Annotated in this window: 16 protein-coding genes and 1 tRNA gene; 9 read left to right on the forward strand and 8 right to left on the reverse strand. The window is 63.8% G+C overall.

From position 1 onward, the window contains the following. Nucleotides 1-197: 197 nt before the first annotated feature. Nucleotides 198-1,595: an MATE family efflux transporter gene (locus CO731_RS07305; RefSeq protein ID WP_108606600.1), complete on the reverse strand. Its 1,398-nt coding sequence runs from the start codon at nucleotides 1,593-1,595 to the stop codon at nucleotides 198-200. Nucleotides 1,596-2,002: 407 nt separating this feature from the next. On the opposite strand from CO731_RS07305, the gene ybaK reads away from it, so the two are divergent. Then, nucleotides 2,003-2,476, forward strand: a complete 474-nt coding sequence (ybaK, locus tag CO731_RS07310) for a Cys-tRNA(Pro) deacylase (RefSeq protein WP_108606601.1) — start codon at nucleotides 2,003-2,005, stop codon at nucleotides 2,474-2,476. A 6-nt stretch (nucleotides 2,477-2,482) separates the two neighbouring features. On the opposite strand, the gene CO731_RS07315 is transcribed toward ybaK, so the two are convergent. The 3 genes from CO731_RS07315 to CO731_RS07325 all read right to left on the reverse strand — a co-directional run bounded on the left by CO731_RS07315 (nucleotide 2,483) and on the right by CO731_RS07325 (nucleotide 6,929). Next, nucleotides 2,483-4,135, reverse strand: coding sequence for an alpha/beta-hydrolase family protein (locus CO731_RS07315; protein WP_108606602.1), 1,653 nt, complete (start codon nucleotides 4,133-4,135; stop codon nucleotides 2,483-2,485). A 298-nt stretch (nucleotides 4,136-4,433) separates the two neighbouring features. Next, nucleotides 4,434-4,904 carry a nucleoside deaminase gene (locus CO731_RS07320; RefSeq protein WP_108606603.1) on the reverse strand — a complete coding sequence of 157 codons (471 nt, stop codon included), beginning with the start codon at nucleotides 4,902-4,904 and terminating at the stop codon, nucleotides 4,434-4,436. 117 nt (nucleotides 4,905-5,021) lie between these two features. Next, the gene (locus tag CO731_RS07325) at nucleotides 5,022-6,929 is read right to left on the reverse strand and encodes a propionyl-CoA synthetase (RefSeq protein ID WP_108606604.1); all 1,908 of its coding nucleotides are present in this window, start codon (nucleotides 6,927-6,929) and stop codon (nucleotides 5,022-5,024) included. Nucleotides 6,930-7,195: 266 nt separating this feature from the next. Here CO731_RS07325 and CO731_RS28990 point away from each other — a divergent pair, with 266 nt between their 5' ends. Continuing rightward, the gene (locus CO731_RS28990; protein WP_183262597.1) at nucleotides 7,196-7,351 is read left to right on the forward strand and encodes a hypothetical protein; all 156 of its coding nucleotides are present in this window, start codon (nucleotides 7,196-7,198) and stop codon (nucleotides 7,349-7,351) included. On the opposite strand, the gene CO731_RS07330 is transcribed toward CO731_RS28990, so the two are convergent. Next, entirely contained in the window at nucleotides 7,348-8,103 is a 756-nt protein-coding gene (locus CO731_RS07330) for a sulfite exporter TauE/SafE family protein (RefSeq protein WP_108606605.1), read from the reverse strand. The genes CO731_RS28990 and CO731_RS07330 overlap by 4 nt on opposite strands. Before the next feature lie 255 nt (nucleotides 8,104-8,358). On the opposite strand from CO731_RS07330, the gene CO731_RS07335 reads away from it, so the two are divergent. The 3 genes from CO731_RS07335 (at nucleotide 8,359) to CO731_RS28995 (ending at nucleotide 9,181) form a co-directional block, all read left to right on the forward strand. Then, nucleotides 8,359-8,505, forward strand: coding sequence for a hypothetical protein (locus tag CO731_RS07335; RefSeq protein ID WP_108606606.1), 147 nt, complete (start codon nucleotides 8,359-8,361; stop codon nucleotides 8,503-8,505). A gap of 99 nt (nucleotides 8,506-8,604) precedes the next feature. Beyond that, complete coding sequence (locus tag CO731_RS28630; protein ID WP_159091583.1) at nucleotides 8,605-8,781, forward strand: hypothetical protein; 177 nt, start codon at nucleotides 8,605-8,607, stop codon at nucleotides 8,779-8,781. 223 nt (nucleotides 8,782-9,004) lie between these two features. Then, nucleotides 9,005-9,181 carry a hypothetical protein gene (locus CO731_RS28995; protein ID WP_183262594.1) on the forward strand — a complete coding sequence of 59 codons (177 nt, stop codon included), beginning with the start codon at nucleotides 9,005-9,007 and terminating at the stop codon, nucleotides 9,179-9,181. 64 nt (nucleotides 9,182-9,245) lie between these two features. Here CO731_RS28995 and CO731_RS07340 read toward each other — a convergent pair whose 3' ends face one another. Next, nucleotides 9,246-9,500 carry a DUF982 domain-containing protein gene (locus tag CO731_RS07340; RefSeq protein ID WP_108606607.1) on the reverse strand — a complete coding sequence of 85 codons (255 nt, stop codon included), beginning with the start codon at nucleotides 9,498-9,500 and terminating at the stop codon, nucleotides 9,246-9,248. A gap of 164 nt (nucleotides 9,501-9,664) precedes the next feature. Between CO731_RS07340 and CO731_RS07345 the strand changes: the two genes are divergently transcribed. The 3 genes from CO731_RS07345 to CO731_RS07355 all read left to right on the forward strand — a co-directional run bounded on the left by CO731_RS07345 (nucleotide 9,665) and on the right by CO731_RS07355 (nucleotide 10,747). Then, entirely contained in the window at nucleotides 9,665-10,120 is a 456-nt protein-coding gene (locus tag CO731_RS07345) for a hypothetical protein (protein WP_108606608.1), read from the forward strand. A gap of 55 nt (nucleotides 10,121-10,175) precedes the next feature. After that, entirely contained in the window at nucleotides 10,176-10,595 is a 420-nt protein-coding gene (locus tag CO731_RS07350) for a hypothetical protein (protein WP_108606609.1), read from the forward strand. A gap of 81 nt (nucleotides 10,596-10,676) precedes the next feature. Then, nucleotides 10,677-10,747: transfer RNA gene (locus CO731_RS07355), tRNA-Gln, on the forward strand. Between the two features lie 81 nt (nucleotides 10,748-10,828). Here CO731_RS07355 and CO731_RS07360 read toward each other — a convergent pair. Both CO731_RS07360 and CO731_RS07365 read right to left on the reverse strand, forming a co-directional pair. Then, nucleotides 10,829-11,854 (reverse strand): class I fructose-bisphosphate aldolase, encoded by a 1,026-nt coding sequence (locus CO731_RS07360; RefSeq protein ID WP_108606610.1) that lies wholly within the window; start codon nucleotides 11,852-11,854, stop codon nucleotides 10,829-10,831. Between the two features lie 269 nt (nucleotides 11,855-12,123). Then, on the reverse strand, nucleotides 12,124-13,320 hold the full coding sequence (locus CO731_RS07365) for a phosphoglycerate kinase (protein WP_108606611.1): 1,197 nt from the start codon (nucleotides 13,318-13,320) through the stop codon (nucleotides 12,124-12,126). 258 nt (nucleotides 13,321-13,578) lie between these two features. Between CO731_RS07365 and CO731_RS07370 the strand changes: the two genes are divergently transcribed. Then, on the forward strand, nucleotides 13,579-14,007 hold the full coding sequence (locus CO731_RS07370; protein WP_108606612.1) for a VOC family protein: 429 nt from the start codon (nucleotides 13,579-13,581) through the stop codon (nucleotides 14,005-14,007). The last annotated feature ends 76 nt before the right edge of the window (nucleotides 14,008-14,083 follow it).

Here is a 14,083-nt window from a genome sequence, read left to right on the forward strand (position 1 = left end):
TGGCTATGAATTATTCATAGCCAATCGGGTATGAGTTAGTCAATGGGCGGTGATGTCAGGACTGATGGCGCCGGCTCTCGACCTCATGTTGGTCATTCGTAAGTAGATTGCAAAATCCCTAAAGCTGCCTTTCGTCGCAAGGCGTCGGCGTGGTCAGCAATAGTAGTCCATCAGGCAATGCGGCGCATAACCCCACATTATGGAGTGAGCGAGTTTGATCCTAAGTGGCCGGCCTTTCGCGAAGTATAAATGCCGGCACGCCACCAGACCAACACGCTGAGCGTCAGCATCAAGATATCGGCCATTGGAGCGGCGATCCATACACCGGTCTCACCCCAAATGTAGGGCAAGGCAAAGGTCAGTGGAATTGCGAACAGATATGCCCGCCCCAGCGAGAGGATGGCGGCTTCCCGCGCCCTGCCTATAGCTTGCGCATAACTGGCGGCCATCATTACCGGGCCGAAAGCGAAATACGCTGCAAGGTACAGCGGAACAATGCGTGCCACTTCCAGCCCAACAAGGGCATCGGGCACAAAAAGTCCGCCCAGCCAGTCGCGTCCACCAAGCAGCAGGAGTTGCACTAGCAGGCCATAAACGACGCTCACGCCAAGCGAAAAGTAAAGCGTCTGCTTTGCCCGTTCATCCTGTCCAGCACCTACCGTATTGCCGACAATTGCCTGCAGGGCCAGGCTCATACCCATCAGCGGCAGGAAGGCAAATGTCATCAAGCGCATCACCACCCCATACGCTGCGATAGTCATGTCGGACTGCGGCAGCTCCAGCCGTTGCAGGGCGTACAGCACCGCCGCCGAGCTGAGCGAAATACCGATGAAATTGAGGCTGCGCGGTGCGCCAAGAGTCAGCATTTCTCGCCATTCACGGTCGTATCTCAAACCGACCATCGGCAGAACTGCCCTGCTGCTCATGCGATAGACGACCACGATACCCAGCCCCAATACCTGCGCCAGGGCCGTACCCCAGGCTGACCCAGCTACTCCAAAATCAAACACTCCGATCAGCAATCCGTTGAACCCGATATTGGCTAGTGTCACCAACACGCCTGCCATAGCCATGAAGCCAACCCGACCCTCCATGCGCAGCGCGTCGGCGTGCACAGAGAGTAGAAACCCTGCCGGTGCGGTAGCAAATGAAATGGCAAGGAAGGTCCACCCCATCTCACCGAGGTGGACGTTACCGCCCGCAACCAAACTGACAATATGGGCACCCAGTCCAAAAAAAGTCAGCATTGCCAAGGCAGCGACAGCAACGGCAAGCCCCTGTGCGGAAGCAAAGGTATTGATTGCCCCATCCATGTCTTGGGCACCTAGTCGGCGACCCAATATGCTGGCCATGCCGATGCCGACCATAGTCGAGACAGCCACCAGTAACATCGAGATTGGAAACACCAACGTCACCGCGCTCAGGGCATCAGCCCCCACGAATGCGCCTAGTAACATGGCATCGACCACGGTCAGCAGGCCACTTATCGTCGTCACGACGATGATTGGCAGGCAGGTTCGAATGAAGACGGATCGGATCGATCCACGCAAGAATGAATTTTTCGGCTCAGCCGCCAACGACGATTGGTCGCTCATCAAAAACTCCCGTCATGGGCAAGTAGGATGATTTTGATGGGGCTCGCATTGCCATCGCTCCAACTGCCCCAGGGGGAAATGGCGATCAGCTTGTCTAATGCAGGGGCTTAACCACTGGCGAAAACGCCATGCGAGCGGCAGGTCACCCTGCGGACCTGGATGCGTGTCTATTTTCGGGTCGTTTTACTGTCAAGGAGCATAAATTGAGCTTGTGCATATTTGGCGGACACTGGTTAAGGTTCGGTGGAGCCGTCTATTGCGCGGCGCAATGTGCGGTTCGCGGCATCGGATTAGGTCCTTCTTGCCGCCTGTGGACCCAAAAGCGGACCGTCAGCTTTCCACCCCGTTGCTGCCATTGCCGCAACCGCGCCCTTGCGAAATGCCGGGGCGCTGTTGCACAACGGGGCATGTCGAAGACCACTCCCGCCACGCTCGCGCTGACCAAGTCGGGCATCCCGTTCGCCGTTGCCACCTACGACTACGATTCCGGTGCCGAGCGCGTCGGGCTGCAGGCGGCCGAGGCGATGGGGGTTGCGCCTGGCGTCGTGCTCAAGACGCTGATGGTCGAGGTCGACGGCAAGCCGGCCTGCGTGGTGGTGCCCTCCGACCAGGAGATCAACATGAAGAAGGTCGCTGCCGCCTTCGGGGGCAAGGCGGCGCAGATGATGAAGCCCGTCGATGCCGAGCGGCTGACGGGCTACAAGGTCGGTGGCATCAGTCCCTTCGGCCAGCGCAAGCAGGTGCCGACCGCGGTCGAGGAGATGGCGACGCTGGAGGAAGAGATCTACCTCAATGGCGGCCAGAGGGGCCTGCAGATCTGCATGCGCCCCGACGACCTGATCGCAGCACTCGGCGCCAAGGTGGCCGACCTCATCCGCTGACCCGCGTCATTTGCGGGCGTCGATGAAATGCTGCTTCAGTTTGGCGATGTCGCCAGGCGCCCAGTCCTTGATGTCGGCGACCTGCATCCAGGCATCGATGTAGTGCTCGGCGGCATAGACGTGGCCGTAGCCCATCGGGGCGGTGGTCGCCATGGCGAGGTCGAGCGTCAGTTGCAGGAAGGTGACGACCGGATACCAGCGCAGTTCAGGCGACACGTCGGGCCCGCGCGGGGTCTTCATCCAGTCCGGCTCGCGGTAGAGCGAGTGGGTTTCGTAGAAGGTGATTGGATCGCTAGCATATTGCAGGTAGACGAGCCTGAGTGGCCCCCACACAGCGCCCGGAATGTCGAGCGCGTTGTTCTGCGCGGTGAAGCGGACATAGGAGCCGTCGCGGAACGCGGGCAGCCATTCTGGCGTGCCGGGATTGCGGTCGTCGGTGATCGAGCGCCAGATGCGGCTGGCGAAAGGCGGGCCGCTGAGCAGCGCGCCCTGATAAGGATCGCCAAGGACCTCGAACAACTCGTTGGAAAGCTCGGTGCTCAAGGCGCCGAGGCTGAGGCCGAACAGGTAGAGCTTCGGCCGTGTTTCCTTGGGCAGGGTGCGCCAATGGCCGTAGACCTCGGAGAACAAAGCGCGCGACTGGTCGGCGCCGTAGCCGGGCTCGACCAGCAGCGACAGCCAGCTGGCGAGATAGGAATATTGCGTGGCGACGCTGGCGACGTCGCCGTTGTGCAGGAACTCGATGGGGTCGATGGCCTGTTCGTCGACCCAGCCGGTGCCGGTGGGCGTGACGATGACGAGCGTCGAGCGTTCGAAGCCGCCGGCGCGCTTGAGCTCCTCCAATGCGAGCCTGGCGCGCTGTTGCGGCGTGCTGCCCGATTGAAGCCCGACATAGACGCGGACCGGCGCCATGGCCGGCTTGCCGGTGAGATTGCCGATGTCTGCGGCGCTCGGGCCGGTGGCGATGTAGGAGCGGCCCATGCGGCCGAGATCCTGCCAGCGGACCAGGGATGCGGCGCTGCCGGTCTTGCCGGGCTCGGTCGGCTGCTGCGTCTCCGGCGGCATCAGGGCGTCGAGGCGCTGGAACGAACTGTCCATCACGCGCAGCCCGTAACGGAAGATGATGCCGTCGGCCGCCGACCAGAACAGAAGCACCGCAATGGTGGTGCCGATGACGTAGGACACACGCGTCGGCACGAAACGGCGCAGCTTTTCGGAGACGAAGATCAGCGTCAGCTTGAACAGCCGGCCAAGCGCCACGAGCACGATGAAGGTGACGAGCGCGATGGCGCCGACTTCGAGCGGGTGGGCGGTGTCGACAGGGTCGAGCTTCATCAGGCTGCGAATCGAATTCTGCCATTCCGAGGCGCGCCACAGGAACACCAGGCCAACGATGCCGCAGGCGACGGCGGCGACAAGCTTGCCGCCGATCAGGATGCGCGCCTTGAGTTCGGGCAGTTCGAGGTAGCGCCACAGCCAGCGCAGGAAGAAGCCGCAGCCATAGCCGACGGCGGCGGAAAGGCCCGAGAGCACGCCCTGGGTCAGGTAGTTGCGCGGGATCAGCGTCGGGGTCAGCGACGCGGCGAAGAACAGCGTTCCCAACAGCAGACCGGTGGTCGAAAACGAATACCAGTACCTGACGACCCAGTTCCGCAGCATCTTCAGTGCCCCTCATGCCATTCCGGGGGCAACTTGCCCCGAGCCCGGCGTGCAGGCAATGGCACAGCGTCCAAATCTGTGGGGAGGGTTGGGCCGGCTGCATCCAGCGCCAAGCGCGCTGGTGGGTGGATCGTTCGGCAAGCTCACGACTCATCAAGTGGGCTACTGACGTGTCGCTCCTGTGAGCAAGGCATCCGGAACCGGCGCCGCTTGCCGAAGCACGAAGAAGCGGAACCAATGGCGCGGCAGAGGCTACGTCCTCTCATCGACACCCGTCACGTCACCACGATGGGTTCCGTCACCAGAAATCCTTGTGATCGTTTACGATCTCTTCTTCGAGTTCAGGGATTGGGCCACGGATCGCTACATGGCGCCGACCGGCGGCGAACACCTGGTGACAGCTCAGATCGAGGGTCAGATTCTCCGGGTTGTCCCCAGTCAGCTCGGCCAACCGCCTTTCGCTGAGTCCGTAGACCACGGTGCCGATGCCAGCCCAGTAACAGGCCCCGGCGCACATGCAGCACGGCTCGACCGAGGTTACCATCGTGCATCGCTCAAGAAAGGTCGGGTCGTATTGCTGCGCGGCCGCGCGGGCCACGTTTGCCTCTGCGTGGCCAACGCCGCGATCCTGCGCGTAGGTGTTGCCCGATGAAATGAGCACGTCGCCCTCCGGCCCGACCAGGAGCGCCCCGAAGGGATGATTGCCGCTTGCCCGGCTCTCGGTGGCGATCTCGACGGCGAGACGTAGATATTCGGTGTCGCTCCTCATGGCTGCCTCCCTGGCATGCCCATTGTTGACCCGTCGCCGCGCACTGTCACCCCTCCGAATCTCGTCGGAGCCGATGGATCGCTCACCGCCCTGCGGCGAGCGCCTTTTGAACGCCTGCTAGACGCCGATGCCCCTCGCCTTGAGCGCTTCCGTGATTTCGTCGAGGATGGCGGGATCGTCGATGGTAGCAGGCATCTTCCAGTCCTCGCGGTCGGCGATCTTCTGCATGGTGCCGCGCAGGATCTTGCCGGAGCGGGTCTTGGGCAGGCGCTTGATGGTGACGACCGTCTTGAAGGCGGCGACCGGGCCGATGCGGTTGCGGACCAGGCCGACGACCTCCTTCTCGATGGCGCCGGTGTCGCGGGCAACGCCGGAATTGAGCACGATGAAGCCGCAAGGGATCTGGCCCTTCATGGCATCGGCGATGCCGATGACGGCGCATTCGGCGACGTCGGGGTGTTCGGCCACGACCTCCTCCATGCCGCCGGTCGACAGGCGGTGGCCGGCGACGTTGATGATGTCGTCGGTGCGGGCCATGATGAAGAGGTAGCCGTCATCGTCGACGAAGCCGGCATCGGCCGTCTTGTAGTAGCCGGGGAACTCGGCGAGGTAGGCGGTGAAGAAGCGCTCGTCGGCATGCCACAGCGTCGGCAGGCAGCCGGGCGGCAGCGGCAACTTGACCACCACATTGCCGAGGGTGCCGCGTCCGACCTCATGGCCGGCATCGTCGAGCACGCGCACGTCGTAGCCCGGCATCGGCACGCAGGGCGAGCCGTATTTGACCGGCAGCAGGCCGAGCCCGACCGGGTTCTGGCTGATCGGGTGGCCGGTCTCGGTCTGCCACCAGTGGTCGATGACCGGCACGCCGAGCTTCAGCTCGGCCCATTTGATGGTTTCGGGGTCGGCGCGCTCGCCGGCGAGGAACAGAGTGCGGAACTTCGACAGGTCGTATTGCGGCACGAAGGTGCCTTGCGGGTCTTCCTTCTTGATGGCGCGGAAGGCGGTTGGCGCGGTGAACAGGGCGACGACCCCGTGTTCCGAAATGACACGCCAGAACGTGCCGGCGTCGGGCGTGCCGACCGGCTTGCCCTCGAACAGGATGGTGGTGGCGCCGTGCAGCAGCGGGGCATAGACGATGTAGGAGTGGCCGACGACCCAGCCGACGTCGGAGGCGGCCCAGAACACCTCGCCCGGCTTGACGCCGAATTCGTTTTCCATCGTCCATTTGAGCGCGACCATGTGGCCGCCATTGTCGCGGACGACGCCCTTGGGCTGGCCGGTGGTGCCGGAGGTGTAGAGCACATAGAGCGGATCGGTGGCGAGAACCGGCACGCATTCGACCTTGCGGCCGGCGGCCTTGGCCGCGCCGACGGCCTCGGTGTAGTCGAGGTCGCGGCCGGGGATGAGGTCGCAGGTCAGCTGCGGCCGTTGCAGGACGATGCAGTGCTCCGGCTTGTGGGTGGCGAGTTCGATGGCGCCGTCGAGCAGCGGCTTGTAGGCGATGACGCGGCCCGGCTCGATGCCGCAGGAGGCGGAGATGATCAGCTTCGGCGTGGCGTCGTCGATGCGGGTGGCGAGTTCCTTGGCGGCAAAGCCGCCGAACACCACCGAATGTATGGCGCCCAGGCGGGCGCAGGCGAGCATGGCGAAGGCGGCTTCGGCGACCATCGGCATGTAGATGATGACGCGGTCGCCCTTGCCGACGCCCTGGTCGGCGAGCACGGCTGCCAGCGCGTTAACCTCGGCGAGAACGCCGGCATAGGTGAACTTCTTCTGGGTGCCGGTGATCGGGCTGTCGTGGATGAGGGCGACCTGCTCGGCGCGCCCGCCCTGGACATGGCGGTCGAGCGCATTCCAGCAGGTATTGCACTCGGCGCCGGAGAACCACTGGCCGTAGACGCCGCCCTCGGCATCGAAGACCTTGTCCCAGGGCTTGAACCAGTCGATGGCGCCTGCAGCCTCGGCCCAGAACGCCTCGGGGTTGCTGACCCAACCGTCATAGACCTCGTGATAGCGAGATGGCATGGCGTCTCCTTCCCAGGATGTCGGCCCTTCAGGGCGTCTCGTTGGCTAGCCTTGTACCCGCGTTGCCGACGGGGCGTCCATTTGACCTTGGTTTAAGTGCCGGCCAGCAAACCCCATTTCGACCGATATTCCGATGCGGTTTTGCGCACTTCGGGTATTCGCCCGGTGTAGTGCGTCCATTGGCGCGGGCTCGGTTGCATGGCGGCAACGATAGCAGATTGCCGGCTGCACTTTGACAGGGGCGCGCGAAGTTGATCAAAGGCTGCATGTCGAAGGCGCTGTCGCTCATCATCCTGGCCATCATGGCGATCCAGATCCTCAAGCCGCTTGGTTTGCCGGGACTGAGGCAGCGCCGCGATTTCTGGAAGCTGGCCGTGCTGGCGCTGGCCGCGATCTCGATCACGGCGCTGCTCGGACACTAGAAAGCCGGGGCGAGGCCCTGCCATGAAATGTGCGCGCCGAGCAGGGCGAGTCCGGCAAAGAACCAGCGCCTGAAGGTTTCCGCCTCGACGCGGCCGCGCAGCCAGCCACCCAGCCACATGCCAGCCAATGCCGGAACGATGGCGTATGCGGATGTGCCGACCGACTGGAGCGGCACGGCATCGTTCCACCACAGGCCGATGCCGAGGGCGATCGTCGAGACCGTGAACGACAGGCCCAGGGCCTGCACGAGATCGTCGCGGCCAAGGCCGAGCCCGCCGAGATAGGGCACGGCCGGAATGACAAAGACACCGGTGGCGCCGGTCATCACTCCGGTCGCCGCACCGACGACCGGGCCTGCCCACGGCTCGGCCCAGCCGGGCACTGCCATACGCAGCCTGAGCAGGCCGAGGGCGGCATAGGCGAGCAACACCAGGCCGAGCCCCGCTGTGACGATGGCGGTGTAACTGCTGGTGATGAGGCCGGTGGAGGCCAGGGTGGCAGCGAAGACGGCAAGCATCATCGGCCAGAGGCGGCGCAGCAACGCAGAGATATCGGGGCCGGCCAGCAACTGCCAGACATTGGTGACGAAGGAGGGCAAGAGCAGGATGGCCGCCGCCTCGGCCGGCAGCATCACCAGCCCGAGCAGCCCCATCGCAACGGTCGGCAGTCCGAGGCCGACGACACCCTTGACCAGCCCGGCAAGGACGAAGACCGCACCGACGACGGTGAAGAGCAGATATGGCTCCGGCATGGCGGCGAGGATGCATCGTCACCATGGGTGCGGGCAAGAGCCGATGCGACAGCGATGGGGGGCCCGCCGGGGCAAAACCCCATCCCAACCCCAGCGGGCCTTACCTGATTTGAAACAAATCAGGCTCCGGCCATCGCCGGCTAGCCATGCCATGCACGCGGCGTGCCAGCCGGATCTGTGCCGGAATGGGACGTTGCCCGGATCGGCGTGTCCGGCCTGCTGGACTTGACGGCTGCATGCCGGTACGACGGCCGAATGAAGCAGAACACTCTCTACCTCATCATTGGCGCCCTGGCCGTGGCCGTGATTGCGCTTGGCGTCTACATCTTCCGCGAAGAGACCAAGCCCAAGGGCGTCGAGCTGCGCATCGACGAAACGGGCATTTCGGTCCAGGAAAACTAGGCACCGTCCCGTCGGGCCGTGCCGGGGCGCGACCTGGCTGGATGGAACGCTCCGCCGCTTCATGTGTTGTCTCATGACGAGACAAACCTGGAAGCTGCGATGTTCGAGCTACTGCAAAACCTGCTTGCTGCGGCCTTCCACGGAAAGTCGGCCGACGAAGCCCGTGACCGAGTTTTGGAGGATATGACCGGCAGAGCGGCCAGCGAACGCCTGCATCGCGACCTGGATACGTGCTTTCAAGCAATACATGAGCAGATTGCCGGGGGGCCGCGATGAACAATCGCCTGGGTATCCCCGGCCCGATGCCGTCAGGCGCGTGCGGCGACAGGCAGGTTGTGTTCCGGGGCGTATCGCCCTAGAGCCTTTCCATCCCCGAGATCGGGATGGAACAGGCTCTAGCCTGTTGTGTGGGCATGGTCTTTTTCCGAGCCGGTTTCCCGTAGGCGGAGCTTCGGTTCGGGATCATGCTCCAGGCAGGCATGACCAAGAAAGGATACTCATGGCCAGACCGACCAACTACAATCAGGAACGTAGGGACCGTGATCGCGCCAAGGCAGAGAAGCAGGCCGCGAAGCTTGCGGCCAAGGCCGAAGCCAAGGAGCGCAAGTCCGGGACAGAGGCCGAAACGACCTCTGAAGCGGAAACCGAACTTTCGGTGGGTTTGAAGCCGGACTGAGGTTGGGAACACCCTGAACCGGCATCGAGAGCGTTGAGCTTGCTTACGGTCGACGCGCCGGCGGTCAGTCCTTGTCGCTGATCAGGACGTTGGCGTCGCGCACGGCTGCGATGAAAGCACGCCGCGCGGCCATGACCGGCCTTTCGCCCGACAGTGCATCCGAGCATGCCTGAAGGGCGGCGCGGTGCTTGGGGCCGCGCTTGCCGGGCCAGTTGTTGAGCAGGAAGGCCGACGCCTCCTTGGCTGTGCGGAGGATGAGCGGGGTGCCGGCCGGATCGCTCTTTACGGTGACGGGTGTTTCAAATCTGATATTTTCCATGGCTGCTCATACGCCAAACCGGCGGGGGAAGCGAGGCACGTAACAACTGGGGATGCACAGGCTTGCTTGTTGCGGCCGCCGCGCTGTTGGATCATGCCAGATTGACGGAACGCGAGCTTCCGTCAACTGTGAAAATAGCCGCGAACGGGCGGGCGGGAAATACAATGGACACCGGCGGTGCGGCACAGGTCTGGTTCGGACCACAGACGATGGGCGCCATGGTGGTGGCACTGGTGGTCTACGTATTCGGCTCGTTCCTTGCCGTTGCGGTGCTGGCCGTGGCCGCCGATGCCTTTGCCTTCGCGATCGACTGGCTGCTTGGCGGTGTCCGGCCCAACGTCATCCAGCTCGTCGGCTCCGTGCTCGGCGCTGTTGCCGGCATCTGGGCGGCGCGGCTCGCCTGTGACCTGACGTTCGACGCCTACCGGCCGCGCGCCGTCTTCTGGATGTTCGTGGTCGTGCTGACCATGACGACGGTGAGTCGGTTTTCGCTGCCATTCACGACGACGCAGGCGATACTGGGGGCACAGTACGTGATCGCCCTAACGGCGGCGCTCCACTATTTCTGGCGCGAGCGCGCGCCGCTTGGCGTGGCGACGGAATTGATACGCTCGGATTGAGACAGGGTATTCCGTGCGCGCCGCGCCAGACCGCCGAGCCCCACGAGAGGGAAGAATGAACAGCAAACTGATACTGCCTGCGGCTCTTGGGCTATTGGCTGCCGTGGCTACTCCAGCATCTGCCGAGGGCGACCGCTACCAGGCTTTCAGCACCACTGCCGAGAGCATCACCGGCGACATTTCCATGGATGATTTCGGCATCACCTTCGCCAATGGCGAATCCCTGACGTTCGCCGCCTTGCTGGGCGACCATTTCGTCGTCGACGGAGAGCGGGTCAATGCGTCGGTCTACAGCATCGAGGATCCCTCGGACCCCGAACTGGAGAACGGCAATCGGCTGTGCGGCGCGGGCGACGTGACCTACCTGGCGAACTGGGCCGGCGGCGAAGGCCTGACGATTGTTGCGGTGTTTACCGGCGACGAGCCACCGGAGAGCAGCGACGACATGTGCGCGTCGTATGCGTATCAGGATTGAGGTTTTTGGGGGGCGCTGGGTTGGCTTTCGGCCCCTCGACAGGCCGCGCTTACGATGATTTGCTGAGAAACCAGAGCATATTCCCGCTTCGTCTAATGGTAGGACACCGCCCTTTGAAGGCGTGAATCGTGGTTCGAGCCCATGAGCGGGAACGAAACGGCTGCCGGCCCTCGACAAACAAAAAGCCCCGGATCGCTCCGGGGCTTTTTCGCATTCTTGCCTGAAGGCTTGGCTTAAGCCGCCTTCTCCAGCCCGGACTTCCACTGGCCGAGGGCGGCCAGGTGGTTCATGTGGGCGCGGTGGGTGAAGGCGGCCTGGCCAGCACCGAGGTTCTCGGTCTTGCCCGACCATGCCTTCTGCGGCGCTGCCTGCAGCGCGCGGCCGTAGGAGAAGGTCAGCTTCCACGGATGCGGGCCAATCGCGTTGATGGCGTTCAGGTTGGCGGTGGCCTCCTCGTCGGACTGGCCGCCCGACAGGAAGGCGATGCCCGGGACCGCAGCCGGAACCGTCTCGCGGAACAGCTTGATGGTCTTTTCGGCGATCTCTTCGGCGCTAGCCTGCCTGGCGGCCTTCTTGCCCGAGATGACCATGTTCGGCTTGAGGATGGTGCCCTCGAGCACGACGCGGGCGGCGTAGAGCTCGTCATAGAGCTTGACCAGCGTCGCCTTGGTGACGTCGTAGCAGGTGTCGATGTCGTGGGTGCCGTCCATCAGCACTTCCGGCTCGACGATCGGCACGATGCCTGCTTCCTGGCAGAGCGCGGCATAGCGGGCGAGCGCCTGGGTGTTGGCCGAGAGCGAATAGGCCGAAGGCACGTTCCTGGTCGTGTCGATGTCGATCACGGCCCGCCATTTGGCGAAGCGGGCACCGAGCTTGTAGTACTCGGCCATGCGTTCGCGCAGGCCGTCGAGGCCTTCGGTGATGGTGTCGCCGGGGAAATTGACGATCGCCTTGGCGCCGGCGTCGACCTTGATGCCGGGAATGGCGCCGGCGGCCTTGATCAGCTCGACCAGCGGGGTGCCGTCGGCGGCGCTCTGGCGAATGGTCTCGTCGTAGAGAATGACGCCCGAAATATACTTGGTCATCGCTTCGGTGGTGCGGAACATCATCTCGCGATAGTCGCGGCGGCTGTCGGCCGTCGACTCGACGCCGATGACGTCGAAACGCTTCTTGATGGTGCCGGAGCTTTCGTCCGCAGCCAGAATGCCCTTGCCACCCGCCACCATGGCGACTGCGATGTCTTCGAGACGTTCGCTCATACAAATACCTCCATAACAGATGCACCGGGCGCATAGCAGAAGCGTCCCGGGAACGGAATGCCGGGGGGTAGCCTATAACCGATTGAAATTATTTCAATCGGTTTAGCTCCAGGTGAGGCCGGCCTGCAAATGGCGAGGGCCTGCGCTTCCGGTGCTCACGTACCTGAATGTACGCTCCGCTCCGGTTCTCGTCCCTCACCATTTTCGGCTCGGCCTGACCCGAATCTCGACCCGCCCCTGGTGTCCGGCGCCAAAGGTGTTGCCGCGGCTCAGGCCTTGAGCACTTCCACGCCGGGCAGTTCCTTGCCTTCCATCCATTCGAGGAAGGCGCCGCCGGCGGTCGAGACATAGGTGAAGTCGTCGGCAGCGCCGGCATGGTTGAGGGCGGCCACCGTGTCGCCGCCGCCGGCGACGGAGACGAGCTTGCCGGCCTTGGTGCGGGCGGCCGCGTGCCGGGCGGCGGACACCGTCGCCTTGTCGAAGGGCTCGATCTCGAAGGCGCCGAGCGGGCCGTTCCAGACCAGCGTTGCGGCGCGATCGATCCACTCATTGATCGTAGCAACGGTCTTTTCGCCGACGTCGAGGATCATGGCATCGGCCGGCACGGCGTCGATGGCGACGGTCTCGTTGGCGGCGCCCGCCTTGAATTCGCGGGCAATGACACCGTCCGACGGCAGGATGATGGCGCAGCCTGCGCCTGCGGCCTCGATCATGATCTGCTTGGCGGTGGTCGCGAGGTCGTGCTCGCAGAGCGACTTGCCGACATCGGTGCCGCGCGCGGCGAGGAAGGTGTTGGCCATGCCGCCGCCGATGACCAGCGCGTCGACCCTCTTCACCAGGTTCATCAGCAGGTCGATCTTGGTCGAGACCTTGGCGCCGCCGACGATGGCGACGACGGGCTTGACGGGGTTGCCGAGGCCCTTTTCCAGCGCCTCGAGCTCGGCCTGCATGGTGCGGCCGGCATAGGCCGGCAGCTTGTGGGCGAGGCCCTCGGTGGATGCATGGGCCCGGTGGGCGGCCGAAAACGCGTCGTTGACGAAGATGTCGCCATTGGCGGCGAGCTGTTCGACGAAGGCCGGGTCGTTCTTTTCCTCGGCCTTGTAGAAGCGGGTGTTTTCGAGCAGCAGGACGTCGCCGTCCTTCATGGCCGACACCGCAGCGGCTGCCTTCTCGCCGATGCAGTCGGCAGCGAAGCCGACCGGGCGACCGATGACCTCGGCGGTGGCGGTAGCGATGGGTGCCAGCGACAGCGCCGGGTCGGGGCCGTCCTTGGGGCGGCCGAAATGGGCGAGCAGGATGACCCTGGCGCCCTTGCCGGCAAGCTCGGTGATGGTGGGGGCGACACGCTCGATGCGAGTGGCGTCGGAAACCTTGCCGTCAGCCATGGGGACGTTGAGGTCGACGCGGACGAGAACCCGCTTGCCGGCGACGCTGCCGATGTTGTCGAGGGTCTTGAAGGCGGCCATGGGGTTTCCCTTTCCCTTTTGGAGATCGCGCGGACCATACCCAGCGTCAGCGCGGATGCAAGGTTTGTGGGGGTTGGGGGGCGGGAAAATTTGGCAGGTGGGCGTCCGGCTGGCAGATGCGCATAGTCGTTTCCAGGTCGGGGCGTTCCCACGACGCCAAAAGGTCTGCGAATTGCATTGCCGTACTGCCTCTGCAAGAATCCAGAACGGAGGGGTGGCAGGTCCGTATGCTGTCGTTGGCAGCAAGAGGAGGAACGGATGCAAAAGAACGAGCTGCATCGCGGGCGTCTCATCGATCATATTGGTTTGGCAGTCGAAGATTTTCCTGCTTGCCGACGGTTTTACGAGGCCGTTTTCGGCGCGCTGAACATCCCCATCGGAGGGAGTTCGGAGGACGATCTTTGGGTCGATGAGTTGTTCATTTCGTCGCTGGACAGCGCCGCGGTACAAGGCCGGCCCACGGGTCGTCATCATTTGGCGTTTCAAGCCGCAAGCAGGGCCATGGTGGATGAATTCTATTCTGCCGGCATGGCGAACGGGGGCAGCGACAATGGTCCGCCGGGCGAGAGAGCCTACCATCCCGGCTACTATGCCGCTTTCCTGATCGACCCTGCGGGCAACAACATCGAAGCCGTCTATCATGGCGAAGCGAACCGAAGCGCAACTTCCGTGACAATCACGTTCTGAGGACGGCAGATCACGTCCCACTACCATCTGCCCCAACGCGGCACCCCGTCGTCTATTTGGAACTGGTCGCCGACAT

Source organism: Aminobacter sp. MSH1, assembly GCF_003071665.1.
GTDB classification, from domain to species: domain Bacteria; phylum Pseudomonadota; class Alphaproteobacteria; order Rhizobiales; family Rhizobiaceae; genus Aminobacter; species Aminobacter niigataensis.